This window comes from Embleya sp. NPDC020630 (assembly GCF_044334985.1).
Classification (GTDB): Bacteria; Actinomycetota; Actinomycetes; order Streptomycetales; family Streptomycetaceae; genus Embleya.
Window position 1 is genome coordinate 44,924 of sequence record NZ_JBIRUB010000010.1, and the last position, 23,232, is coordinate 68,155.

Sequence of the window (23,232 nt, forward strand, 5' to 3'; positions counted from 1 at the left end):
CTCACCATGGGACGACCCGACTCGGTTCTGATCCTGGGCGGTTCGGGGCAGGCGGGCGCGGGCGCCGCCGCCGTGCTGCGCCGATGGCACCCGGAACTGCCCCTGTTGATCGCGGGCCGCGACCTCGGCCGCGCGCGGCGGGTCGCCGACGAACTCGGCGCGGCCACGGCCGTGACCGTCGACCTGCGGCGCGGGGATCTGGGCCTGCCGACCGACGGAGGCTATCTGGCTGTCGTCGCCGCGCTGTGGGACAACCGATTGCAGGGGCTGCGGTTCGCGCAGGAGCGCGGGTTGCCCTACCTGAGCATCTCCAGCGGCCTGGTGGACATCGCACCAGAGATCGTCGCGAGCGCCCAACGGCCGGACGGTGCACCGGTTTTGGTAGCGAGTCACTTCTGCGCGGGGATCGGTGTTCTGGCGACGCTGTACGCCACCAGGGAGTTCGAACGGATCGACACGATCCGGATCGGTGCCATCCTGGACGAGTCGGACGCCGGAGGCCCCGCAGGGCTGGCGGATCTGGAGCGATGGGCCATCGCCACCTCGGCCGGACTGGTACGCCGTGACGGCGTGTTCACGTGGGTCGCCGAACCCGATGCACGAACGGATGTACCGGGTACCGACGGGATCGTCGTGCCCGGCCAGAGCATCGCCATCCTCGACGTGCCGAGTCTCGCCCTGGCGACGGGAGCGCCGAACGTCCGCTTCGACTTCGCCATCGGCGAGTCCGCGCGTCGGCGAAGCGGCGGTCCGGCCTCCATCGAGGTCCGGATCGACGTCGAGGGAACCGGCCCAGGAGGGCAACCGCGCAGCCTGCACCGCTACCTCGTCCATCCGGAAGGGCAGCGACCGCTGACCGCGCTGGGCATCGCCCTCGGTGTCGAGCGACTGCTCGGGCTGCGCGGCGAAGCCGTACCGCCGGGCGTCCACACCCCCGAGGCGTTGCTCGACGCGTCCTACGCGGCCGAGCGTTTGGAGGAAATCGGCGCCGAGTTCGTCGACGCGCCCGGCAACGAATAAATGCCTGCCGCCGCAGTGACGGATGCTCGGCGACGGCCGGCCCCGCCGGTCGGTCGACGCCTTCGATGATGCGGAATGTCGCGCTCGCAGTCGTCGGGGAGGGCGGCCTCCGCCGCCCTCGGCGGCGCCGAGGCGATCCGCGACTCCCGCGCATTCGGGCCTATTCGCCCCGGAACCGGCCGAGACCCGAAGTCCGGGGACGAGCGGCCCACTTGGTGGGGCCCGGGGTGTGTCATATTGCTTTTGGGTACCTCAAACCAACCGGGAGTGACGATGACCGAGAAGTACCAGCGGAAGGAGCTGACGTCGGGAAAGCCTTCCAATCCGAAGCTTCTTCCGGCGGTTCGGCAGAATCCGGGACATCCCTTCCAGCGCTTCGGGTTCGAGCCGCCCAAACCGCTGTACACCGCGCCCAAGAGCGCGTCGGGCGATCGGGTCCGATTCGGATACCAACCCGACGGGGCCGGGCCGGCCCAACCGGCGCCGGCCCTCTCGGCGGAGGCGCCGCTCGGATTCGTGGGCGGCAAGGGCATGGCGGACAACCGCCCCCGGGCCAACACCGCGCCCACCCGGGTCAAGGCGGGCTTCGAGGCCCCCGCGCCCACCGGGAGCACACCCCGATCACCGGATGGGTCCTCGCGTCCGAGCCTGGGCTTCCTCCCCGCGAAAAAGGCGCGAGGCGGCGAACGGACGACGCAGAAATTCGGATTCCAGGGCCGCCCGGAGCCGACGGCGGCGGCCACGCGTGGACAGAACGCCGACAGGGACCGGCGGTTCGGGTTCGTCCCACCCGGTGCGCCTGGTGCGCCCAGTGCTCCGGGAGCGAAGGCCCGGCGCGGTCCGGAACGCTGACGGTGGGCCGGAACGTGGAGCGGGGAGAAGCCGATTCACGCCGCCGCCCGGGAGCGTCGGGGTCTCGGGAATGTCGACCGGTTCGCGGCGGCCGAAGGCTCCGGCCGTGGGACCGTCCCTTCCCGAGCGGCTCGCGGGGCGGTGGTCGCGGCGGGTGCCCGGGAGGTCGACGGACCGCCTCCGCTGGTCGAGCGTCTGGTGCGATGGGCCCGGGTCGTGTACACCACGCGGTAGACGCCACATCGACCCTGGGGTCGCCACAACGCGACGCTGGAATTTCGGCGCCGCTTCGAGAGCCGCCGTGGTCGCGTGAAGGACGCGGCGACCGTGTGTCGAGCGTACCGGCCGACTTCCGAGTCCGCTCCGACATCGCGATCCGCCGCCACCAGCCCCTGGCCAACCGCCCGTTCCCGTTCCGCCGGGACGCTCGCTGACTTCGGCGTGGGCGCGCCGGCGCCGTCCGGATGTGATCGATCGGCTCGTGCCGGCCGCCGGACACGGTCGCGGGCGGTCGACGGGCGAGTTCGCGCTCGCGGTCGACGGTGGTCTCGTGGCGAGGTTCGCGGGTTGCTCCGCACTCTCGTTCGTGCCGGCCCTCCGGCGCCGGGCCCGGCCGGCCGAGCGGCCGGCCGCGTCGATCCGCCGGTCGTGGGCCGCGAAGGGGATGGTTGCCGGCGTCCCTCCCGGGATCGGATCGAGTGGGTTCGTTTCGATCGCGGTCGGGTGCGGCAGGGCATGGTGTGGTGGAACACATTCTCGTTCCCGTGCGGGTGGGGGCGTGATCGAGATCAGGGGGCCGGTATGGACGCGCGGGATCGATCGTGGGGCGATGGGCCGGGGGACACGCCGGAGATCAATGTGCACGTGGCGCATTCGGCGCGGATGTACGACTACTACCTCGGCGGGAAGACGAACTTCGACGCGGACCGGGCGGCGGCGGCGAACGCGCTGCGGGCGTTCCCTTCGTTGTTCACCACCGCCCGGGAGAATCGCAGGTTTCTCCTGCGGGTGGTGGCCGAGCTGGCGCGGCGCGGGGTACGGCAGTTCCTCGACATCGGCACGGGTATCCCCATCGAGGGCCGCAACACGCACGACGCGGCGCAGGCGGTGGCGCCGGAGTCGCGGGTGGTCTACGTGGACAACGATCCGATCGTGTTGGCGCATGCCCGGGCCTTGCTGAGGGGGGATCCGCGGGGTGCGACCGCCTACATACAGGCGGATCTGCGTGAGCCGGAGAGCATTTTGGCGCATCCCGCGTTGCGGTCGACGTTGGACTTCACACAGCCGATCGCGGTGTTGTTGATAGCGATCATGCATTTCGTGCCCGACGAGCAGGATCCTCACGGTGTCGTGGCAAGGCTCGTCGAGCCGTTGCCGGCGGGGAGTTTCCTGGCGTTGTCGCACGTGACTCACGATTTCGATCCGGTGGGCTGGGCGAAACTGGTGTCCGCCTACCACGAGGCGGGGATCCCCGCGCAGACCCGGACGCGCGGCGAGATCGAGGCCCTGTTCCCTTGGCCCGTCCTCGCGCCGGGCGTCACCTCCGTCGCCGCGTGGGATCCGCCGCCCGGTGCGGCCGTGCCCGGGGCCGCCGAGGTCTCCTGTCACGGCGGGATCGCCCGCAAACCGTGAGACCCAGACGGCACCGGGCCGCGTCCTCACATCGCCGTGGGTGGCGCCGGCCGCGGTGAGAACCGGCACCCGGGTCGATGTCCCGCGTCGTTCTGATCCGGAAGGTGACGCGGGCCGGGTCGGACGGGATCGGGCGCCGCGTCCGCCGGTGTGGTCGTGAAACGGCGGCCTGCGCGGCGCAGTCCGTCCAGGAGGTGTTCGCCCGGTTGCGGGATCTCTCCGAAATCGGGGTCGTCCTCCGCCACGGGCAAACCCTTGACGACCGCCTCCAGCGCGGGGGGCAGGCGCGGGGTCCGGCCGCGGTGCGTCTGGGCGAGGATGTCGCGGCGCACCTCCTCGGGCAGTAGGGGGTGTCTGCTGTGGAGGGGGCGGGTGGTGCGCCGGCCGGCCTGTTCCTCCAGGAGGGGCACCTGGTCGCGCCAGTACTGGGCGTCGCGCCATTCGCCCAGGCCGCGGTGGAGCAGGCACAGGCATGTCGCCGCGGTGTAACTGCCGCCGCCGGCGGCGAACTGCCACCAGAACTGGGCGGCGTCCACCCGGCCGGCGATGTGCAGGAGGCAGCCGTAGACGAGCGCGCCCTCGGGGTCGATGCGGCGGGTGTCCACCAGCCGGGACAGGCTCGCGGCGGCGCCGGGCCGGTTGAGGACCAGGACGGCGGTCACTCCCAACTCGTGGGCGGCCTGCTCGTGTTCGCTGCGTGCCCACGACGGCGCCGGGGTTCCCGGGTCGGTCGCGGCGATGCGGTCGATCATCCGCTCCGCCGGCGAACAGTGCCCGCAGCCCTCGCCGATCGGATCGCTTCGCCGTGGTGTGAGGTCTGCGATGTCGGGGGCGTCCACGACGGTGGCGGCGTCCCCGAGGAGTTCGTCCAGGGCGGTGGGGCCTCGGTCGTCGCGCACGTCAGTTCCTTCCGCTTGTGGTCCGAGGCTGCTCCGAGATGCGCAGTTCCCGGGCGAGGCGGCGTTTCGCGTGGCGGACCGTGGAGCGTACGGTGCTCTCGGCCACGCCCAGCCGGCCCGCCACCTCCGCGTCGGTGCAGCCCATCACGTAGCGCAGGACGATCACGTCGTACTGTCGCTCGGTCAGCCGCAACAGCGCGTGGAACAGTCCCAGTCGGCTCTCCATCAACGCGAACCGGTCGCGCGTGAGGTCCAGCGCCCTGGCGAGCGGGGCGAACGCGGCCGTCTCGCGGATGGCCACGACACGGCCGTTGGCGACCAGCCACGCCCCCACGTGTTCCTTCAGGATCCGCCAGGCGTACGCGGACACCGACTCCTGCTCCAGGGCGTGCTGCCACTCGCGCTCCAGATGCCCGAACGCCTCGCGCACCGTGTTCCTGGCCACCTCCCTGTCCGCGGTCTGCAGGTAGACGTAGTCGAACCACGGCTTGGCGTATAACGCGTGAAACGCCTGGAAACTCAGGCGCGACGCCGGGAGTTGCGGCGTGCTCATGGTCCGACCTCCGCACACCCGCGATCCCCCGCCCGGTCGCGACCCGTGCTCGCGTCCGGACGCCGGGCCTCGTACGCGGCTCCCACGCGCACCACCGCCGCCGACGCACGCCTGCCCAGCACGGATATGTCGGCCCCGAACACCCGCGCGGCGGTCGCCCCCGCGATCACCGGCTCTATCCGGATCGCCATCTTGATCCCTCCCCCAGAAAACGCCTCGCGCCGCCCACCATGGGACGGCGCCAACCGGAACCGAGCCGCTCACCGCGGCCCGTACTTCCCAGCAAAGCGCACCAAGGCCCCGTTTGTGCAAAGCAATTCGCCACGCTTCGTGATTCGCCGACCACACGTTCTGCGCGGGGCGGCCCCGGCGCCGGTACCGCGAATACGACCCGGCGCCGGAGCCGCACGCCGCACGAATCGCGGAGATGCCAGCCGTCGCGGACACGCACCTGGCCGACCACGCGCACGAGGCGCGCTACGTCCACCCGTTGTGTGGCATGCTCGCGCTCGAGGGGCGTCCCGCAGGGCGGCCGGCAGGCCCAGGGGCGCGGCCTCACTGACCACGACCAGCGGGTCCTCGTCGCGGCTGTCGCGGTGCGGACAATCGCGGCGCGCTCGGCCCGGGTGCGGCGCCTGGCCTTCGCGAGGGCGCGTGATCCCCCACAGCGTCGAGCCCGGCCCTCAGCTCGGCGGCGAGTTCGTCGGGCGACTGGGCCTCGGCCTGGACGGTGTCGCCCATTTGGGCACCGCGCCGATCGGCCGGCTTCCGCGGAGCGGTCGGTAGCGAGTATCGCTCGATCTGCGCAGGAGTCACGTCGCTCCTCGGCTGGAGCACACGACGGCGCATCGTGCGAGGGCAGACCTTGACCTGTCACGGTCACGAGGGGCGAACCGATACTCGGCTGTGCCGAATGCGCCGGCGGTTCGACACCATTGCGTCGGCCGCCGGGCTCCCAACCGCGCCGACGTGGCACGACCGAAGTCGGCGATTTCCGAAAGAGGTTGCCGCATGTCCCGTTCCGCTCACCGTTCCCGCGCCCGCTGGGCGACCTCCGTGGGCGCGGTGGTGATCGCGGTCGGTGCGATGACCACCGTCGCCGCCTCGCCCGCCATGGCCACGTACCCGCCGAAGGCGAAGTGTCCCAACGAGCGGGTTCCCGAACCCGGCCACGAGGGCGTCCCGAGCACCGGCGGCGCCATCTGCCTCTGACCTGAGCGGTGTTGCGCACCCGTCACCATTCGGATGCCCGCGTACATCGCCAAGCGCGTGCGCGGAATGCGGCCGAAGGGCAAGTGGATACGCCTTCCGGGCGGATCGGCCGATGGCCAGGGGTACACGCCTACGGCGGCCACCGTGCCGTATCGCCTACGGCCACGATCCCCGGCGGGTCGTGACGTCGCGCAGGGCCACCGAGCTGTGCACGGTCGCCTGCCACCGTCCAGGCCCGCGTGGTCCGTGCCCTGCGTCGGTCGGATCGACGTCGAGGACCAGGACGTCGACGTCATCCTCATCATCACCGACCGAACATGCCGATCAGGGTCCGTCAGACGCGCTCGTCACGCCGCCCGGCACACCCGAGACGACGGCACAGCCGGGCCGGGCCGGCGTCGATCCGGAGCCCCAACAGGTTCGGGTCCGGCGGTCCAGGCTGAGTGCACCCCACCCGCGGGGCCGAACGTCCACGCAGGCGTCGCGCCGCGGGCGAGCCGTGCGTGATCACCGCGTCGGTGCAACGGGAGTCCGGGGCGCCGGCCCCGGCGAAGGCCTCGCGCCGGATGTCCGCGCCGCACGGTTCCGATACCGTCGCCGGCATCCGGCACGGCGCGTGCCTCAACAGCGTTCCGGGGCGGGCGCGTTGCATCTCGCTGTCGAGGAAGGTGATCGCCTCGTTGCCGTCGGCGTCGAAGCCCCGCGGCTCTGGTAGGCCGTGGAACCCCCGGTCGTGGATGTGGCGTAGCAGCCGGTGGATCGAACTCCACGAGCCAAAAGTGGCATGGTTTCATGCCCACGTCAGGGCTTTGGTGGGCTCGTCCGTCGGCAACAACGGCGGATCGGCCGCCACCGCGCGCGATGGCAACCCGGTGGCCCTCGCCACCGGACAACTCGGACCGGCGCTCATCGCCGGACTCACCGAGCGGGTCCGGGCCGTCGCGCGGGCTGGGCTGCGGTCGCATGGGCCGGTTTCGCGGGGGTGTCACGGGTACACGCACTCGACTTCTGGAGGCGCCTGTGCAGACGTTTTTGCCCGAATCCGGTTTCGAGGCGACGGCGCGGATCCTCGATGACCGCAGGCTCGGCAAGCAGCGTGTGGAGACGTTCCAGGTCCTGCGGGCGCTGGTATGGCCGACCTACGGTTGGAAGCATCATCCGGCGGTGGCGATGTGGCGGGGGTTCGTTCCCGCGCTGGTCTGCTACGGCGTGGCGATGTGCACCGAGTGGACGCGTCGGGGGTTTCGCGACACGGTGGCTCCCCGACTGCTGGAATTCACCGCGGGGCGGGTTCCGTATCGGCCCGAGTTGTACCGGGACGGCCTGCTGCCGCCGTGGCTCGGCGATCCGGACTTCCACGCCGGCCACCGCTCGGTGCTGATGGCCAAGGACGAGGAGTACTACCGGCCGCGGTACGAAACGCGAGCCCCTGCCGGCCTGCCGTACGTGTGGCCCCTCCCGCGCTATCCCCGATGGCCGATGCGGATCCCGGTCGCATCCGCGCACACGTTGGGCCCGGCGCTGCGTGCGCTGGGCCGGGACGAGGCGACCGAGCAGGAGCGGGAGGCGTTCGACGCGATCACGCGCGGCCGCGACTTCGAGGTCGAGGCGTCGGACGTGGAGGGCCGCGACCTCGCGCTGTTGGCCGGATTGGCCCGGCCGGGGGTCACGGTGTGGTTCACCGGAGGGCCCCTGCCGGACGAGACGACGGCCACGGACGCGACGCCGACGTGGCCCCCCGTCCGCGGGGACGCGGCCGTGCCGGGAGGGTCGACCGCGCGCGAAGCCGGTGCCGCGGATCGGCGCGCCATGCGCGAGGAGGCGCGGGCGCCCGTGCCGGTGCGGTTTCTGCGGCCCGGCCGGTCGATCGCCGCGCGGTGGGGGCGACCGGGCCTGATCGTGGTCGACCACGCCGCCCACCCGGACCGCGTCCCACGACCGACGGGGGTGCCGATCCTACGACTTCGACCGGCATGAGCCCGTCGCGTACCCGGCGCGGCAGTCGGCGCCCATGCACGAAACGCGCGGACCGCAGCCCCGCACGCGCCCGGGACTCGATGGCCGGAGCGGGACCGGGGGCGACCGCAAGCCGGGACACGATCGGATTCACGGGTGGGCCCGCCCGTCTTCGCAGCCGGGCCCCGTCGGATACGAACGCGACCCGGACCGCAGCGCCGGGGTCCCGGCTCCGCGGCGCGGATGCTCAAGCCGTTGCTCGGCGGACCCGGTAGTTCCAGCGGGTGAGCGAGCGGACGACCGTGTCGGCGCCAATGGGGTTGGCGCTGTGGACGAAGATCGTTCCGATGCGGAAGGGCCGTCCGTCGAAGGCGGCTTCCTCCAGGACGGTCAACACGGGCAGGATGCTGTCGTCGCCGCCGAGATCGTGGTCGAGCCAGAGTTCGTCGACGAAGCGGTCGCGGTGCTCGTGCAGGAGCCGGATCCCGTCGCCGCTGGTCCGGGCGATCCGCGTGGCCCTGGGCAACGGCCGCAGGTCGTCGATGCCGAGGATGACGGGCGTCGGCGCCCGGGACGGGTCTTCGCTCATCCAACCATCATCCCAACGCAGTGGCCACGGTGGGCACCGCTACGAGGCAGCCGCCGGGATTGTACGCAGGCGCGATATGCGACGTACCGGCGAGCACGCCGACGAGGGCCGGCGGTCACCACCTGCCGAGGTCACGGTCGTCGCGGAAGTCGGCGCCGAGTCGTTGCGAACCGAACCGGACCCGACAACCGCACGTCCAGCAGGGCGGGCGGCGCGGCCTCGTCGACGGCGAACCCGCGGTCGGCGACGAGCCTCGGCCTCGTACCCGCGCTTGTGACGCATTCTTTCGCAACGCGGTCAGTGCGTGCCGTCGTCGCCCGCGCGCAGGCCGCGCACCAGCAGGGTCGTCAAGTGATCGGCCTGCTCGGGCGGCACCTGCTCGCGCAGCCATGCGGCGGCGTTCGTCAGCGCGTGCACGTCCTCCGCGGTGACATCGTCCCCGACCGCTCCCGCGTCGCGCGAGGCCGACAGCAGGCGTTGCGTCGTTGCCGCCAGGTGTGCGCACGCGTCGTGCAGCTCGGACGCCTCGTCGGCGAAGCCCTCCATCAGCAGCGTCGCCAGCCCCCGGTACGCCGCGGCGTGCACCGAAACCGCGCCTATCCACGCCGTCAGGGCCGCCAACGCCGTTTCGTGTGCGGGCAGTTCGTCACCGAATTCGAACAGGGCGGCATGCTGTTCGCGCAGCAGTGCCGCAGCCAGCGCGCCCCGGTTCGGAAAGTGCCCGTACAGCGTTCCGATCGCTACACCGGCCTGCCGGGCGATGCCCTCCAACGACGCGCCGGTGCCCTGCCCACGGAACGCCTGCTCGGCCGCCGCGAGGATGCGTTCCCGATTCCGTCGTGCGTCGGCGCGTGGCCGGCGCGTTCCCGTACCGCTCATGCATCACCTCTAGACAAGTTGAGGGCCCCTCGGATTAATATTCCGAGGACTCCTCACCTTAGCCGAAGGGGCTTCCCATGATCTTGGTCACCGGGGCAACCGGATCCATCGGCAGGCATCTGGTCCGCCGGCTCGACGAACTCGGGGTGCCGTTCAAGGCCCTCGTCCGCAACGCCGACCAGGGCCGTGCCCTGCGCTGCCCGTACGTTGTCGGCGACTTCGACGAGCCCGAATCGATCTCGGCGGCGGTCGCCGGCATCGATCGGGTCCTGCTCAACGGGGCGGGCGCCGTCCCCACCGCCGACGACCGCCCGCAGCCCATGGTCGGGCAGCAGAAGACCGTCATCGACGCGGCCGCGCGCGCCGGCGTACGGCGGATCGTCAAAGTCTCCGTATGGCACGCCCACCAGGGCGGCAGGCTCGCGCAGGGCGCGCACTGGGAGATCGAACGGCACTTGAAGGCGTCCGGTGTCGAATGGTCGCTTCTGCACCCGAGCGGCTTCATGCAGAACTTCCTCACCGGCGCGGGCACGTTCGACGACGACGGAAGCCTCATCGCCCCGGCGGTCGATGCGCCCGTGTCGTACATCGACTGCCACGACATCGCCGCGAGTGCGGCCGTACTGCTCACCGAACCACGCGGCGCGGGCGAAACCTTCGTCCTGACCGGTCCGGAAGCGCTCACCATGCGCGAGGTCGCGGGCCACCTCGGGGGTGCCCTCGGAAGGCCCGTCGGTGTCGTCGGCTTGGCAGCCGCGGACATGGCGGCCAGGCTCGAAGCCCAGGGCGTGCCCCGGCGGTTCGCCGACGACGTCGCCCACCTGTGGGCCGACGTGGGCACGGGCTCGCTGGCTGCGACCACGCCCGAGGTCGAGCGTCTGACCGGCCGCGAACCCCGGACCTTCGCGGCGTTCCTCGCTGCGCACGGGGACGCCCTCCGCTGAGATCGTGGCGGCCTCGGACTTCACGGACGTCGACGTCCGAGCGTCGGCCGCCCGGACGGAGAAGTACCCCACGCGGGAGTGTTCCGGCACCGGCGGCTCGCCCGACTGCGGCACATCCGATGGACGCACGACCGCGCGACCGCACAGGCCCGGGTGCTGCGGGTTCCCGGCCCCGGGAACAGCCCTGTCGGAGTTGTGCGTTCCGGTACGTCTCGGTGGTGCTCGGTATTGGAGTTTCACGGGATGGTAAAGTTTTTGCCAAGGGAATCGACGGCGCCCTCCGGGCGGAGGGGAGCGCGCGTGCCGCAGCGATCGAATCGCCTGCCGGTTTCGGTGGTCGCGCTGCTCTTCGCGCTGTCCCTTGTGGCCGCTTTCGGCGCCGGGTTCGCCCGGGGTGAGGGAACCGGTGGATCGTTGCCGGTGGCCGCCGCCAACGTGCATGCGACGCCCGGTTCCGGTGGCGGGCACGGCCAGGTGCGCCTCCAGGATCGTCCGTCCGCTTCGACGACCTCCGCGCCGGTCGCGGTCGCCGGCGAACTCGATCGACCCGAGATCCCCGTGCACGTCGATCTCTCGGCGTACGTGGCCACCGACGGCCGACTTCCAAGCCTGTGCTCCGCCGAGCCCCGTGTCGAACCCGGAGTCGACCCGCCCGCCGGCCACGGACCACGGCCACCTCCCGCACGAGGCCCACCGGATCGCGCCGGGACCTGACGTTCGGCCCTGCCGACGGCAGCCGTCCCCGACGACGCCCGGATCCGACCACCGCCCCCGGAAGGACGGTGATCTTCGTGCATCTCGCGGAGGCCCTGATCGCGCTCGGCGGCGCATTCCTCGCCGCCGGAATCCTAGCCCGTGCCGGCGCCCGCATCGGGCTGCCGACCATCCCGCTGTTCATGCTGGCCGGCATCCTGTTCGGCCCCAACACACCCGGTATCGCCCTCGTCGACAATCCCGCCGATCTCAAGCTGCTCGGCACGATCGGCCTGGTCTTCCTGTTGTTTTATCTCGGTCTCGAATTCCACACCGACGACCTGGTCGCCGGCGGGCGCCGACTCGTCGGGGTGGGTGCGCTCTACCTCGTGCTCAACGTCGGCGGTGGTTTCCTGTTCGGGCTCGGTCTCGGCTGGGGGTGGCGCGAGGCGCTGGTCCTGGCCGGCGTTCTCGGCATCTCCTCGTCGGCGATCGTCACGAAAGTGCTGGTCGACCTGGGCCGGCTGGGCAATCCCGAGACGCGTCTGATCCTGGGCGTGATCGTGATCGAGGATGTCTTCCTCGCGCTGTACCTCGCGGTGCTGACGCCCGTGCTCGGCGAGACCGAAGGCCTGCGCGCGGCGGCGCTCGACGTCGGTACGGCGTTCGGCTTTCTGATCCTGCTCGCCTCGATCGCGCGCTGGGGGACGCGGATCGTCGGTCGGTTGATCGCGACCGAGGACAACGAACTGCTCGTGGTGATCTTCACCGGCCTCGCGATCCTGACCGCCGGGGTGGCCGAGGAACTCGGTGTCTCGGACGCGATGGGCGCGTTCATGATCGGCCTGATCCTGGGCGCCACCAAGAGCGCGCCCCGGATCCGGGAACTCGTGCACCCGCTGCGCGACGCGTTCGCGGCGATCTTCTTCTTCTCGTTCGGCCTGTCCATCGACCCCGGTGACCTGGCGAAGGTGGCCGGGCCGGTGGCCCTCGCGGTGTTGCTCACCTTCGTCCTCAACGGTGTCGCCGGGGTGGCCGCCGCGCGCATCGGTGGTCTGGACCGGTCGCAGGCGTCGAACGTGGTGTTCACGATCTTGTCCCGCGGCGAATTCGCCCTCGTCCTGGCCGCGCTCGCGGCAGGGGCCGGCGGCCTCGACACCCGACTCGCACCGTTCATCGCGGGTTACGTGCTGGTGATGGCGGTCCTCGGACCACTCGCGGCGACCCGCTCCGGCCGCTTCGAACGGATGTTGCCCGCAAGGTTGTTCCCGGCGCGCGGGAAGAACGAGGCCGCCGCGGAGCGGACGGAAGCGGATCGCGAGCATGCCGGCGACGGTGGCGCGCGAAGCGAACCGGCCCACCTGGGAGGACCGTGAAGCCGGGCGGACCCCGCCGCCCGTGGGCGGCTTGTGTGAGGTTTCGGCGACGACGAACTCCGAGATGCCGGCGCGATCGCCATCTACGACACGCCCGCCGACCTCGTGAAGGCGCTTGACCACACTCCCTTGGCCTGACTCCCTCTCCGCCGTCCGCCCGGCGGCCGGGCTCGGGCCGCCGCAGACGTCCTGCGGGCAACGCCACCAGGCCGAGGGTCGGTTCGGTGAAGTCGCCGACTTCGATCCCGGGCCGACCTGGGCGAACGAGGCGGCGCTGGACAGCCCGGTACCGGTCTGCTTCATACCCAGGCTCGCCCAGCCGTTCGTAGTTGCGCCGATGCTGTCGGACACGACCGGGACTCCGGCGCCGTTCGTGGCCGTCGAGCACGACCGCCGGCATCCTCGTGGCGAGCCGCCGGAGGGCGACGTCGCGGGCCGCGCCTTCGTCGACACCGTGTCCTTCGGGGCGTACGCCGACGTCGTGCAGCACCCCGAGTACCGCGACGACAAGAGCGGAACGGCGCTCGATCCCCTGCCGGACCCGGTGATCGGCGACAGCGTGGTACGGCTGGACACGCTCGTCGACGACACCGCGTTGCCCGCGCGGCAGGCACCGCCGGCCGGCAACAACCAGTACAACTCGCCCGACGGGATCGGCGCCGCCGGCCGTCGCCCCGCCTCGACGCCCGGCGAACTCGGCGTGCTGGGCGTGCAATCGAACTCCACCCGCGCAACGTGGGCATCCGCTCCGCCGGGAACCCGCGACCGCGGGTTCGCGTGTCTACCGGGCAATCGCCGCCCGCCGGGGGCGCGTTCCGAACGATCCGCACCCGGGCGTGCGCGCTCCCGCAGGCCGCGCGAGGGCGTCCACTTGCGGCGTGTTTCGGATCGTAGTGGGCCGAACGCTTCGATCGCGCCGCTACTCCGAGTATTTCAAACCAACTTGATGGGTAGCCCAAGGGTGTGGCCACGTTTTCGGCCACCCCCGAAGTCCTCCATCGCACGCCCGATCCGATGAACCACACGATCGGAGCGAACAGGGGGCGCGACGCGTGGACCGACCCACCCGCTCAAGTGACAGGGAGCAAAGCAAGCCATGCTCATATGGCCTGCCGGCCGGCTGTCCGACACTGGATGTTCCGGCCACAGAGGAGTTCGAGGCACCGAAACCCCTGGTGTCTCACCGGTTCTCGGCCGTGCCGCCGGCCTGTCCGAAAGTTTCCCACGCCGCGTACCCCGACGAGGCGACTCGGACTTCGCGGTCGCGATCACCGTCGTCACACGTCCACGCCGCCGGATTCGCGCGCTGTGGCCGCCGACCGGGCGCGAACCGTGAAGTCGGTCCCGGCCGAGGTGTCGCTCCGGTTCCTCGGGCCCGAGGAACGGATCCGATACGCGGCCGCCGACAGGGGGGCGGGATCGGGCCCGGCACGCTACCCGCCTACCGATACCGATCGGGGCAAAACACCAGCTCCGGGCATCGGTTGCGGCCCCGAACCGGCGAGCGGCCGGCGGCCCCCGGCGACCGGGAACCGGATCCGCGCCGCGAACTCCCCGCCCACACCTTTGTCGACGCGATGCGCGCGGTCCCCGACGTGACCGGGACCGGTGTGGACGCGATGTACGGTTCCGCCGCGGCGACCGGGGCACACCGGCAACCCGGGGACCAAGTCACCGTCGGGAAAACGGACTTCGGCCTCGCCCGCCCGCGGGACGTCTGCGCGTACGCAATGGCCGCCCCCCTCCGGTCCGAGCCCCTCGCAACCCCACGACCACGACGAACCCTTGGCCGAAATGCGCGCCGGACCGCTCGGGCGCCCGCTCGTCGAACCGCCGATCTCGAGCGCGCGGCGGTACGCGGTTCACACCGACGGGACCGAGCACGACGCATGCGAGCGCGTCGATGCCCACTACCCGCTCCCGGCCGGAATCGACGCCCGCGACAAACCGGCGACGCCGTGGCGGGACCGCCCCGAGGAGCAGGTCCGGTACGAACGTGCGAAACAACGGCGTCGACATGCACGGCAGCCACATCGGCGGCGACCGACGCCCGCAGGTTCCGGGAGACACGTCGTCCGGCACCGGGCGAGGCAAGAGGAATGACAACAGCGAGTCCACAGGAAACGCGGCGGTAGGTATGGCAACCGGACAGACAGCGGAAAGGGCAACCCCGGCCCCCGAGCGTCGGCTTGGGGTTGTGCCCCACGGAATCCCGCACGCCCACCGCGCTTCCGGACGAATGCACGAAGCCCGCTCACCGAGAATCGGGGCGTCGTCTCCACAGGCGACAGGCCAGGCGATGCCCGGGCCGACCGAGCAGGCCACTCCCCGACGCCTACGGGGCTGGGAGGTCGAACGGCGGGCACCTCCCGCCGGCCCGCTCCGCGACACGCTTCGACAACCGCCATACCCGCCCTCCGCGACCACCGGGAAAACCGGCCGACCGGATCAATGGTGAAATCGTCCCACCGGAAAGGTCACGCAGTGCAGGCCCCCAACCCCATCTCCCCTCTCACCCTCGGAGCCGGCTCTCTGCTCGCCGCGCTCGTCGGCGTGCCCATGTGGATAGCCATCGGCTTCTTCCTCCTGGCCGTCCTGTGGATCCTGGCCGCCGCCATCCCGGCGTGTACCGCGTGGATCAATACCCGGAGTCGCTGCGCGGATCGCCGCCGCCACTTCACCGCGCTGGAGAACGCCGCCGGTTCCCTGAGTCCCCAGGAGCGCACCGCGGCGATCACCGAGGCCATCCGGATCCAGGAGGCCGCCGAGCCCGCGGCCACCGAACCGCCACCATCGCTCTCAGGCAACCCGGCGGACCCCTGACACGTCGCGTTCCCGCCGCGGGTCTGCGTCGGCCGCTCGTTCGGGGCCGTGCGCGGCAGTGGCGATCGGGGTGGCATTCGCCGGTCGTAGCCGGCCCTTTGAACGACGGCCGGACACGTGCCGCGCCCTGCCCGGCCCGGTCGGACCGGTCATCGTCACGGCGTCAGCACGATCTTGCCGCGGGTGTGGCCCGTCCGACTGGCGTCCCAGGCCGCACCGACCTCCGCCAACGGGTACGTCGCGGCGACTTCCACGGCCAACCTCCCCCGGTCCACCAACTCCCCCAACCCGGCGAGCTTCGCGCCGTCCGGGCGCACCCGGATCCAGTGGCCTCCGTGCTGATCCACGCTGTTGTCGGCGGTGGACGCGTGCCGCCCGCCCGGCGCCAACACCGCCAAGGTCGTGTGCAACTGCCCGCCGATGAAGTCGGCGACGGCCGTGATTGCCTCCGGCGCCAGTTCGCGGACCCTTTCGGCCAAGCCGTCCCCGTACACGACGGGTTCGGCACCCAGCCCGCGCACGAAGTCGTGATTGCGCTCGGACGCCGTCCCGATGACTCGCGCCCCGCGTTCGCGCGCGATCCGAACCGCGAGACTCTTGACTCCTCCCGCCGCGGCGTGGATCAGCAACGTCTGTCCGCCGCCGATGTCGAGTCGCTCCAGTGTGCGCAGCGCGGTCAATCCGGCCGGCGGCAAGCCCGCCGCGCCGGCCCAGTCCAGTGCCGCCGGCTTGCGCGCCACGGAGCCCGCCGTGACGGCCACGAGTTCGGCGTACGTACCGCCGTGCACCATGTCCTTGCGGGCATACGACATGACCTTGTCGCCGATCTCGAACTCCGGCGTGTCGGGTCCGCGCGCCACGACAACCCCGGCGACGTCCCATCCCGGGATCACCGGGAACACGGCGTCCAGCATGCCGTCGAGGTCGCCGGCCATGAGCTTCCAGTCCACCGGATTGACGCCGGCCGCCCGCACGGCGATCAGGACCTGCCCGGGTCCGCACTTCGGGTCGGACACCTCCCGCACCGACAAGCCGGAGTTGTCGGTGCCATAGGCGCTGTACGTCACCGCTCGCATGCGAAGGGCCTTCCCTGTCGGAAGTCGCGGAGCGCCGTGGTCGACGCCCTCGGTAGCCGAGATGATCACCGGAGGGCTCCCCCGCCGCTCGCCGGACAACCACCGCGCATCGACGCGGAAGGCGCCGCCGATCGTGACGGTGGACATCACCCGCTCGAATCGCCCGCGCTTACCCGGGTCTCGTCGGCCCACACAATCGCTCCGCTCCGGCCCGCGTGGGAGATTCACTCGCTCGGCGAGGTCGCCACGCACCGGGGGCCGGGTTCGGTGGGCGCCGTCCAACATCCGTAGAACCGCGCGCTCCATCGGCCGCGGGTGGCCAGGTCGCCGAAGTCGATCCCGTCGCCGAGCCGAGTGAGGGAGCCGGCGACGGTGACGCCGCGTTCGTCGCAGTGAAACACGCGGGGATCGATGTACGAAGCACGCGCCACGGCGGGCGTGTTGCCCAGGTAGTCGGCCACTTCGCGGACCACCTGCCGCATGAGCGCCGCCGTGCCGGGGCCGAGTCGGCGACCGCCAGGCCCACCTCGGCCAACACGGTGGCGTGCCAGGTCCGGAAGCCCTTCGTGGTGAAGCCGCCGCGCGTGCGCTCACATCCGCCGGCGGTACCTGGCCTCCTCCTCCGCCCGCCCCGGCGGCGGCGTGCACGGGGCGTGCGGCGCGAACTCCGCCCGAACCGCCCTGAACGCCGACCGCCGCGCACTCACCCGCATCGTCGGCCGACGATACTGGGACACGTCCGGTCGATCACGTGACCATCTCGCGGTCGAGTGGCGGGATCGACTGGGACGTCTCGGCCGACTCCACCATCCGCGCGCATCGGCAGGCGGCCGGCGCCCGCTGTCCCTGATCGTCACACCGGGGCAACCGGCCGACTGCACACAACTCGCGCCCGTCCCGGAGAAGACCGACACCTAGGGGCTGTTGATGACGGCGACGTCCACCCAGAAGTTGGTGCCGTTCACGGGGGTGTCCGGGAAGCCGGGACCGCCCGACCTGTAGACACCGTTGCCGCCGACGTCGGCGCTCGCCGGCGCGGTGAGCGGGCCGTTGACGTGTGCGGCGGTGAGGCCGCCCTCGTCGGCGCTGTATCGACCGTTGGGGGCATGGTAGGAGGCGACGTAGGTGGTGCCGGCGGTGATCGGGATACGCGGCTCGAAGTTCACCTGCTGCCAACCGGACTGGGACTCGCCGACGAACGTGGCGGTGGCCAGCCGTTCGCCGGTCGCCGACCACAGACTGCCGGTGTGCACACCGGTGTTGGCCACGTCCTTCCAGAACCGCACGCCGATGATCCAACCGGCCTGATCCGCACGGAACCTGACGCCCAGTTCGGTGGCTTCGGTCTCCCGATCGGGACCGGACGAGGGCAGGTCGCGCGACGACCACAGGGGGCACGGGCACGGGCCGCTCTGGGAAGGTGCGGCCGCCCGGGACGTCCCCGGCGTGGCCGCGGCCAACGCGAGCAACATCGCCAGGACGATCGGAATGGTCGCGGTGCGCAGCCTGGGCCAAGGTATGTTCATGGGATTCTCCCCCACTCGAACATCACTTCCCGGGACGGTCGCCCCGGGGCCGAGCCACGGGAGAGTCTGACGTACGTTCCAAGGGCGCGTCCACCGGATCGCACGCACGTCCGGCCGGCCTGCTCGGCCCGATCCGGAAGGAACTTCGTTCCGGAACACGCTTTGTCGGAAAGGGAGTTCGCCGCCGTCGGCGGGGTGACCGACGTCGCCGCCGCATCGCGCGCGGCACGTTCCCCTCGGGCTGGGTCGGTGTGGTGTCCGCCGACGGCACGGTGCGCGTCCGGTGCCGTTCGACGTCGGCAGCGGCGGCAGTGTTCGGAGCCCAACCGAGCGGCGCTGGTACCAGCCCTCGATGAGCCGTGACGCTGCGGCCTCCGTCCGGCACGGGCGTCGTGACTCGACCGCCGAGGCACCGTCGGTTCGCGCGACCGTTCGGGCCCACACGACACACTTGCCGGCGAAGCGCGCGGGGGGCGCGGTGCGGAGGGCTCGGAATCGACGCTTCCCCCCCGTCCGACCGGCGGTCGGGCGGGGAGGAAGCCAGGGCCATCAGCGGTGGATCAGCCCTTGTCGGGTACCGCCAGGATGCACAGCAGCGAGCAGGCCACCGCGGCGGACGGCGCGGTGGTGCTGCGAGGGGTGCCGGCGGGCGAGTTCGCGGCGACGAAGCTCGCGGACGCGGTGTTCTTCAGCGGCAGCGCCAGCAACAGGGAGTCGCAGTGAACCTGGCGGCTGCTCCCGGCGGCGAGGGTGAAGGTGCCGGCGGCCTGCCGACACGCGGGTGTGGTGGGGTCGTTGACGGTGACGGAAGCGGCGTCCACGGGGCCCGCGTTGGTGACGGTGATCCGCCAGTGCGCGGTGCCGAGCAGGCCGAGTAGGCCGACGGGACTGGTCTTCGCCCAGGGTCCTGGTCCGCCGGGTGCGCAGTCGCGCGCGTTCGGGGAGCCGCAGATCTCCTTCTCCACGCTGACCTTGGGTTGGCAGCCGGCACCGGGCGCGACGGCGGTGGTGACGGTGTTGGACGTGAACGTGCCGGTCGAGTCGGTGCCGGTCGCGGTGTTGCCGATCGATGTGGTCGCGCAGTCGGCGGTGACGGTGGTGCGGAAGCAGATCTGTGGCGCGTCGCCCCGGTACTCGACGACCAGCGCCGGGTGTTTGCCCGTGCCGAAGTCGTCAGCCGTGGTGAGGACGAGTTGCGCGGTGACGGTGATCGCGGGGTGCGCGACGGGGTCGATGCCGGTGAGGTCGACGGTGCCGTCCGCGGCCAGGCCGGGGGCGGCGATCACGGTGCCGTCGGGGTCGGTGACGCTCACGCGGGACGCGCCCGGGTCGACGTGCGTCATGTCGATGCCGGTCAGCCGGGCTCGGGTGTAGCCCTGGATGTTGCCGCTGCCGCCGTCGCAATAGAAGTCGGCCGGTTTCAGCGTGACGCTCGCGCCGCTGTGCACGCAGGGGCTGGCACCGGTGGTCGGGTCGAGGGAGAACAGGTAGCCGGCGTCGCCGAGGCCGATCAGGCAGCGGGAGGTGGCGTCGTAGGTGTAGCCGTAGTCGCGGGTGGCGCCGCCGTTGACGCCGGGGTGGGTGGCGGGTAGTGGGAAGCCGGCGCAGGGCGCGGCGAGTGTCCAGTCGTGGCAGATCGTTCCGCCGGCCAGGCCGCCGCCCCAGGCGGGGAAGTAGCTGCGGGTCCCGGCGGGGGTGGTGACGGTCTCGGGGCTGAAGGTCAGGGTGTTGCCGCCGAGAGAGGAGAGGGTGGCGGGCGCGGCGTGCGTGGAGCCGTCCAGCCCGTAGCAGGTCGTCAGGACGTTGGGTCCGCCGGACGCGCCGGTGCACACGCCGTCGGCGTGCCCGGAGGTGTCGTAGGAGGCGAAGGCGTCGTAGGTGTAGTAGGCGCTGCTCGGGCCGGCGGTGTGCGGGGTGGTCCAGCCCGCGCAGGTGGCCGTGGTGGTGGTGTCGAAGCAGCCGAGAGCGGGCGGGCCGGACACGGTGGAGCCGCCGCCCTGCGGCGAGGAGGAGGCGAACACGCGGTTGCCGACCGTGGTCAGGCCGCCCAGGTAGAGGGCGGAGGGGGTGTTGGGCAGGTCGTGGTTGGCGGCGACGATCGGCGCGTACGGCTGGCCGGCGCACGGGGTGCGGGTGGCCAGGGTCAGGCACAGCACCTGTCCGGTGTTCGCGACGCCGTACAGGTTGTCGCCGACGCGCACCAGGCCGGCCAGGTTGTTGGCGCTGCTGGGCGATCCGCCCATGGTGGCCAATGGGACGAATCCGCAGTTGGCATGCGCGACGAGGTCCAGACAGCCGACGCCGACGGCGGACGTGGTGACCGCCGGGTAGAGCAACTGGTCGGGGTGCAGCGGGTCGAGGACGTACTGCGGGGTCAGCGGGCTGCCGATGTCACCGGTGGCGCCGCTGCCGAGCGGTCCGGGTGTGGTGTTCAGCGGGCGCGGCCACGGACCGCCGGTGCAGGGCTGACCGAGCGTCAGATTGAGGCAGACGGCCTGCGGGGCGTTCGGCGCGGCGTGGTGGTAGATGTTCCAGGACTCGATCTCGCCGCTCGCCGTGCGGTGCAGTACGGGCGTGAACCCGTCGCCGCCGGTGGGTTGCGGGGTCGGCTTCACCGGGCCCAGGGCCAGGGTGGCCAGCGAGGTGCCGCCCGCCAGGGCGAGGGAGTTCTCGGCACGGACCGCCGTGGTGGCCGTCCCCGGGTCGGTGCCGGTGAAGGTACTCCCGTCGGTGGACCAGCTCGGGGTCCACCCGGGCGGGACGCGCAGCGAGCCGGGCACATAGGTCTGGGAGCCGCCCGCGCCTGCCAACGGGTCCGTCACGGAGGCCGGGGCGGGGGTGTCGCCGGCGGTCGCGTTCCGGTAGCGGACGGTCCAGTCGAGGGTGTCCCCGTGCTCGACGGCCGCGGCCCCGGGGTGGGTGACGTCCCGGACGCTCTTCACCAGCGTGGACGGGGTGTCGGCGGCGCCGGCCGGGGCGGGGGCGCCCAGCCCGAACATCAGCAGTCCGGCGGCGATCAGGGCGGCCGTGGCGGCGCGCTTCGGACGGATCGCGGCGGACGAGCGGGTCAAGGTGAGCCTACGGGTCGGAACGGGCGAATATCGACGCGGGCTTCTCGGCACTGGGTCCCCACCTCGGATCGACGAAGGGCCTGACGGGATGTCAGGCGGCCGTGGATCAGGCTAGGACGGCAAAGTATCCGCACCGGTGCCGATTTTTCCTATTGGTCACATGGTGAAGGAATATGATTATTTGTCGACCGGCTGTATGAGCCGACCAAGCAGCGGCAATCGCACGCCGGCGGGTGCCCGATCGGGGCATGCCGCCCACTGCGCGGCATGCCCTCGCTTCCCCACGATGACCCACCACCGCGTCCGCTGCACCACCGCCGCGATGTCGTGAACGAACCGATCGAGAACCGCAGACGACAAGCGGCATCGGGACTTACCGCCCGGCCCACCCCAAGGCACCCGGCAACGCGAGGCTCCGGGACAACCGGAAGTCCCGGGCGTTCCAGGGGCGCACGTTCCGCGGCGTTCCGCGGCAACGCTCCATAGAGGAGGGGTCGCCGAGCACACCGATCATGGTCCTCGGGACATCGTTTTTCGGACATCTCGCGGACCGGTCCACCGCGACTCTCCCCGACGAGAATGGTCCAGACCATTGCCTAGGGGGATCCGGTCCTTCTACCTTGAGGGCGCACGTCCCCGGCCAATCACGCTCGGACACCGTACGACGTCCCCGTCACCGCTGCTGCCGGTGCCCGAGCGGTTCGACTGGCTCCGCATGTCTTCGCCCACGAGGAGAGTTCCATGCGCAAGAGGACCATCGTGTCGACCGTCTCGACACTGGCGGCATCCGCTGTCGCCGCCCCGCTGATACTGGCGAGCCCCGCCGCGTCCCACGGGTTCGTCACCGGCCCGGCCAGCCGCTCCGCGCTGTGCGGAAACGGCACGGTCAGGAACTGTGGCCAGATCCAGTGGGAGCCCATGAGCGTCGAGGGCCCCAAGGGTTACCCGTCACGCGGCCCGGCCGACGGCAAGCTGTGCGCCGGCGCCGACGCTCGCTGGTCTCCGCTCGACGACCCGCGCGGCGGCAAATGGCCTGCCACGGCCGTGACTTCTGGAGCTTCCACAACCTTCAACTGGAAGATCACGGCACGCCACTCGACCAGCACGTTCCGGTACTACGTCACAAAGCCGAGTTGGGACCCCACCACCCCGATCACCCGCGCCCAACTGGAGAGCACGCCGTTTCTGACCGTGCCCTACCAGGGTGCGCAGCCGGCCGCGCTCACCTCGCACACCGGCACGCTGCCGGCCGGACGCACCGGCCGCGCGGTGGTCTTCGCCGTCTGGGACGTGGCGGACACCGGCAACGCGTTCTACTCATGCTCGGACATCACGTTCTGACGTCGATGTGAGCACGGATCCGGCGGCACGGCCCACGGCCCACGCCGCCGGATCCGTGCGGCCCGATCGGGCCGCACGGATGCTCGTCGAGGTACTGCCCCGGCGTGCGACACCCCCACCCGCAACGGCCCGTCGACGGTTGCCCGGGACGGTGACCCAGCCGAATCGACCGATCCCGCGCCGGCATCACGTCGAGGTCGCGGACCCGGAATCGGCGGCGCGATGTTGCCGGCGGGCTGGGCCGTGCATGCCGATCCGTTGCCGGTGGCGGCTCCCGGCGCGGCCTTCGGATGGCTTTTGGCCCTGCTCGAGTCGACTGCCGAAGCGCCCGTTCCTGCCCCCTGGACAGATGACCACGACCGATCCGACCGGCTCCCCCGCCGGGACGGAATCAGCGTGGGCCCACACGCACGCCCCGCGGCACATCGTCGAAGACCTGGGCGGTCGTCTCACGGAAGGCGGGCCCCTCTGAGGCCGAGGAATACACGACTGCCTGGAGCGGCGCGTCGATTCCTTCGCCCCGGGGTTCCGCGATCGGATCGCCACGTGCCGCCCTCAGCTCCGTGGCGGAGGTGGGGGTCGGGCGCGAGTGGTCGATCCGCCGTCGTCGAGTCCTGGCCATGAATGACCTTGAGCGGGGCACACTCACCCTCGGGAATGGCGCCACACCGACCGCGCCGGCAGGCGAGACCCACTCGCCGTCCAGGCTCGATCCCGATGCCCCGGGTCGGCGGGGGCGGGTTCCCGCCGCGACGCGTCGCGGTTGTGGTTGTTGTCGTTACGGCACGGA

The 23,232-nt window shown here is 71.7% G+C and carries 19 protein-coding genes; 10 read left to right on the plus strand and 9 right to left on the minus strand.

Annotated elements, in window-relative coordinates:
- Positions 1–6 precede the first annotated feature (6 nt).
- The 3 genes from ACH4XV_RS29940 to ACH4XV_RS29950 all read left to right on the plus strand — a co-directional run bounded on the left by ACH4XV_RS29940 (position 7) and on the right by ACH4XV_RS29950 (position 3,504).
- Positions 7–1,020, plus strand: a complete 1,014-nt coding sequence (locus ACH4XV_RS29940) for a saccharopine dehydrogenase (RefSeq protein WP_395795166.1) — start codon at positions 7–9, stop codon at positions 1,018–1,020.
- 273 nt (positions 1,021–1,293) lie between these two features.
- On the plus strand, positions 1,294–1,872 hold the full coding sequence (locus ACH4XV_RS29945; RefSeq protein WP_395795168.1) for a hypothetical protein: 579 nt from the start codon (positions 1,294–1,296) through the stop codon (positions 1,870–1,872).
- Positions 1,873–2,673: 801 nt separating this feature from the next.
- Entirely contained in the window at positions 2,674–3,504 is an 831-nt protein-coding gene (locus ACH4XV_RS29950) for an SAM-dependent methyltransferase (RefSeq protein WP_395795170.1), read from the plus strand.
- 26 nt (positions 3,505–3,530) lie between these two features.
- Here the strand turns inward: ACH4XV_RS29950 and ACH4XV_RS29955 are convergent, their stop codons facing one another.
- From ACH4XV_RS29955 to ACH4XV_RS29965, 3 genes are read right to left on the minus strand one after another with little or no spacing between them, the layout of a single operon-like run.
- The gene (locus ACH4XV_RS29955; protein WP_395795172.1) at positions 3,531–4,403 is read right to left on the minus strand and encodes a hypothetical protein; all 873 of its coding nucleotides are present in this window, start codon (positions 4,401–4,403) and stop codon (positions 3,531–3,533) included.
- Between the two features lies 1 nt (position 4,404).
- Complete coding sequence (locus tag ACH4XV_RS29960; RefSeq protein ID WP_395795174.1) at positions 4,405–4,956, minus strand: RNA polymerase sigma factor; 552 nt, start codon at positions 4,954–4,956, stop codon at positions 4,405–4,407.
- Complete coding sequence (locus ACH4XV_RS29965; protein WP_395795176.1) at positions 4,953–5,147, minus strand: hypothetical protein; 195 nt, start codon at positions 5,145–5,147, stop codon at positions 4,953–4,955. Before ACH4XV_RS29965 ends, ACH4XV_RS29960 begins: the two co-directional genes overlap by 4 nt.
- An 820-nt stretch (positions 5,148–5,967) precedes the next feature.
- Between ACH4XV_RS29965 and ACH4XV_RS29970 the strand changes: the two genes are divergently transcribed.
- Positions 5,968–6,168, plus strand: a complete 201-nt coding sequence (locus ACH4XV_RS29970) for a hypothetical protein (RefSeq protein WP_395795178.1) — start codon at positions 5,968–5,970, stop codon at positions 6,166–6,168.
- 1,020 nt (positions 6,169–7,188) lie between these two features.
- The gene (locus tag ACH4XV_RS29975; protein WP_395795180.1) at positions 7,189–8,145 is read left to right on the plus strand and encodes an MSMEG_6728 family protein; all 957 of its coding nucleotides are present in this window, start codon (positions 7,189–7,191) and stop codon (positions 8,143–8,145) included.
- A gap of 226 nt (positions 8,146–8,371) precedes the next feature.
- Here the strand turns inward: ACH4XV_RS29975 and ACH4XV_RS29980 are convergent, their stop codons facing one another.
- Entirely contained in the window at positions 8,372–8,713 is a 342-nt protein-coding gene (locus ACH4XV_RS29980; protein WP_395795182.1) for a cyclic-phosphate processing receiver domain-containing protein, read from the minus strand.
- Positions 8,714–9,010: 297 nt separating this feature from the next.
- The gene (locus tag ACH4XV_RS29985) at positions 9,011–9,592 is read right to left on the minus strand and encodes a TetR/AcrR family transcriptional regulator (protein WP_395795184.1); all 582 of its coding nucleotides are present in this window, start codon (positions 9,590–9,592) and stop codon (positions 9,011–9,013) included.
- Positions 9,593–9,669: 77 nt separating this feature from the next.
- Between ACH4XV_RS29985 and ACH4XV_RS29990 the strand changes: the two genes are divergently transcribed.
- The 4 genes from ACH4XV_RS29990 (at position 9,670) to ACH4XV_RS30005 (ending at position 15,428) form a co-directional block, all read left to right on the plus strand.
- Positions 9,670–10,536, plus strand: coding sequence for an NAD(P)H-binding protein (locus ACH4XV_RS29990; RefSeq protein ID WP_395795186.1), 867 nt, complete (start codon positions 9,670–9,672; stop codon positions 10,534–10,536).
- 791 nt (positions 10,537–11,327) lie between these two features.
- The gene (locus tag ACH4XV_RS29995) at positions 11,328–12,605 is read left to right on the plus strand and encodes a cation:proton antiporter (protein WP_395795188.1); all 1,278 of its coding nucleotides are present in this window, start codon (positions 11,328–11,330) and stop codon (positions 12,603–12,605) included.
- Positions 12,606–12,720: 115 nt separating this feature from the next.
- Positions 12,721–13,623 (plus strand): hypothetical protein, encoded by a 903-nt coding sequence (locus ACH4XV_RS30000; RefSeq protein ID WP_395795190.1) that lies wholly within the window; start codon positions 12,721–12,723, stop codon positions 13,621–13,623.
- Positions 13,624–15,089: 1,466 nt separating this feature from the next.
- Complete coding sequence (locus ACH4XV_RS30005; protein ID WP_395795192.1) at positions 15,090–15,428, plus strand: hypothetical protein; 339 nt, start codon at positions 15,090–15,092, stop codon at positions 15,426–15,428.
- 155 nt (positions 15,429–15,583) lie between these two features.
- On the opposite strand, the gene ACH4XV_RS30010 is transcribed toward ACH4XV_RS30005, so the two are convergent.
- The 4 genes from ACH4XV_RS30010 to ACH4XV_RS30025 all read right to left on the minus strand — a co-directional run bounded on the left by ACH4XV_RS30010 (position 15,584) and on the right by ACH4XV_RS30025 (position 21,101).
- The gene (locus ACH4XV_RS30010; RefSeq protein WP_395795194.1) at positions 15,584–16,504 is read right to left on the minus strand and encodes an NADP-dependent oxidoreductase; all 921 of its coding nucleotides are present in this window, start codon (positions 16,502–16,504) and stop codon (positions 15,584–15,586) included.
- Between the two features lie 224 nt (positions 16,505–16,728).
- Positions 16,729–16,986 carry a hypothetical protein gene (locus tag ACH4XV_RS30015; RefSeq protein ID WP_395795196.1) on the minus strand — a complete coding sequence of 86 codons (258 nt, stop codon included), beginning with the start codon at positions 16,984–16,986 and terminating at the stop codon, positions 16,729–16,731.
- A 432-nt stretch (positions 16,987–17,418) separates the two neighbouring features.
- Entirely contained in the window at positions 17,419–18,030 is a 612-nt protein-coding gene (locus ACH4XV_RS30020) for a DUF4082 domain-containing protein (RefSeq protein ID WP_395795198.1), read from the minus strand.
- Positions 18,031–18,590: 560 nt separating this feature from the next.
- Entirely contained in the window at positions 18,591–21,101 is a 2,511-nt protein-coding gene (locus tag ACH4XV_RS30025) for a hypothetical protein (RefSeq protein WP_395795200.1), read from the minus strand.
- A 741-nt stretch (positions 21,102–21,842) separates the two neighbouring features.
- Here ACH4XV_RS30025 and ACH4XV_RS30030 point away from each other — a divergent pair.
- On the plus strand, positions 21,843–22,442 hold the full coding sequence (locus ACH4XV_RS30030; RefSeq protein WP_395795202.1) for a lytic polysaccharide monooxygenase: 600 nt from the start codon (positions 21,843–21,845) through the stop codon (positions 22,440–22,442).
- The last annotated feature ends 790 nt before the right edge of the window (positions 22,443–23,232 follow it).

Coding starts and splice junctions, on each gene's coding strand:
- ACH4XV_RS29985 (WP_395795184.1), bottom strand. CDS start 9,592: ATGAGCGGTACGGGAACGCGCCGGCCACGCGCCGACGCACGACGGAAT.
- ACH4XV_RS30015 (WP_395795196.1), bottom strand. CDS start 16,986: ATGCGGCAGGTGGTCCGCGAAGTGGCCGACTACCTGGGCAACACGCCC.
- ACH4XV_RS30010 (WP_395795194.1), bottom strand. CDS start 16,504: ATGCGAGCGGTGACGTACAGCGCCTATGGCACCGACAACTCCGGCTTG.
- ACH4XV_RS29940 (WP_395795166.1), top strand. CDS start 7: ATGGGACGACCCGACTCGGTTCTGATCCTGGGCGGTTCGGGGCAGGCG.
- ACH4XV_RS29965 (WP_395795176.1), bottom strand. CDS start 5,147: ATGGCGATCCGGATAGAGCCGGTGATCGCGGGGGCGACCGCCGCGCGG.
- ACH4XV_RS29970 (WP_395795178.1), top strand. CDS start 5,968: ATGTCCCGTTCCGCTCACCGTTCCCGCGCCCGCTGGGCGACCTCCGTG.
- ACH4XV_RS30030 (WP_395795202.1), top strand. CDS start 21,843: ATGCGCAAGAGGACCATCGTGTCGACCGTCTCGACACTGGCGGCATCC.
- ACH4XV_RS29960 (WP_395795174.1), bottom strand. CDS start 4,956: ATGAGCACGCCGCAACTCCCGGCGTCGCGCCTGAGTTTCCAGGCGTTT.
- ACH4XV_RS29945 (WP_395795168.1), top strand. CDS start 1,294: ATGACCGAGAAGTACCAGCGGAAGGAGCTGACGTCGGGAAAGCCTTCC.
- ACH4XV_RS29990 (WP_395795186.1), top strand. CDS start 9,670: ATGATCTTGGTCACCGGGGCAACCGGATCCATCGGCAGGCATCTGGTC.
- ACH4XV_RS29980 (WP_395795182.1), bottom strand. CDS start 8,713: ATGAGCGAAGACCCGTCCCGGGCGCCGACGCCCGTCATCCTCGGCATC.
- ACH4XV_RS29950 (WP_395795170.1), top strand. CDS start 2,674: ATGGACGCGCGGGATCGATCGTGGGGCGATGGGCCGGGGGACACGCCG.
- ACH4XV_RS30020 (WP_395795198.1), bottom strand. CDS start 18,030: ATGAACATACCTTGGCCCAGGCTGCGCACCGCGACCATTCCGATCGTC.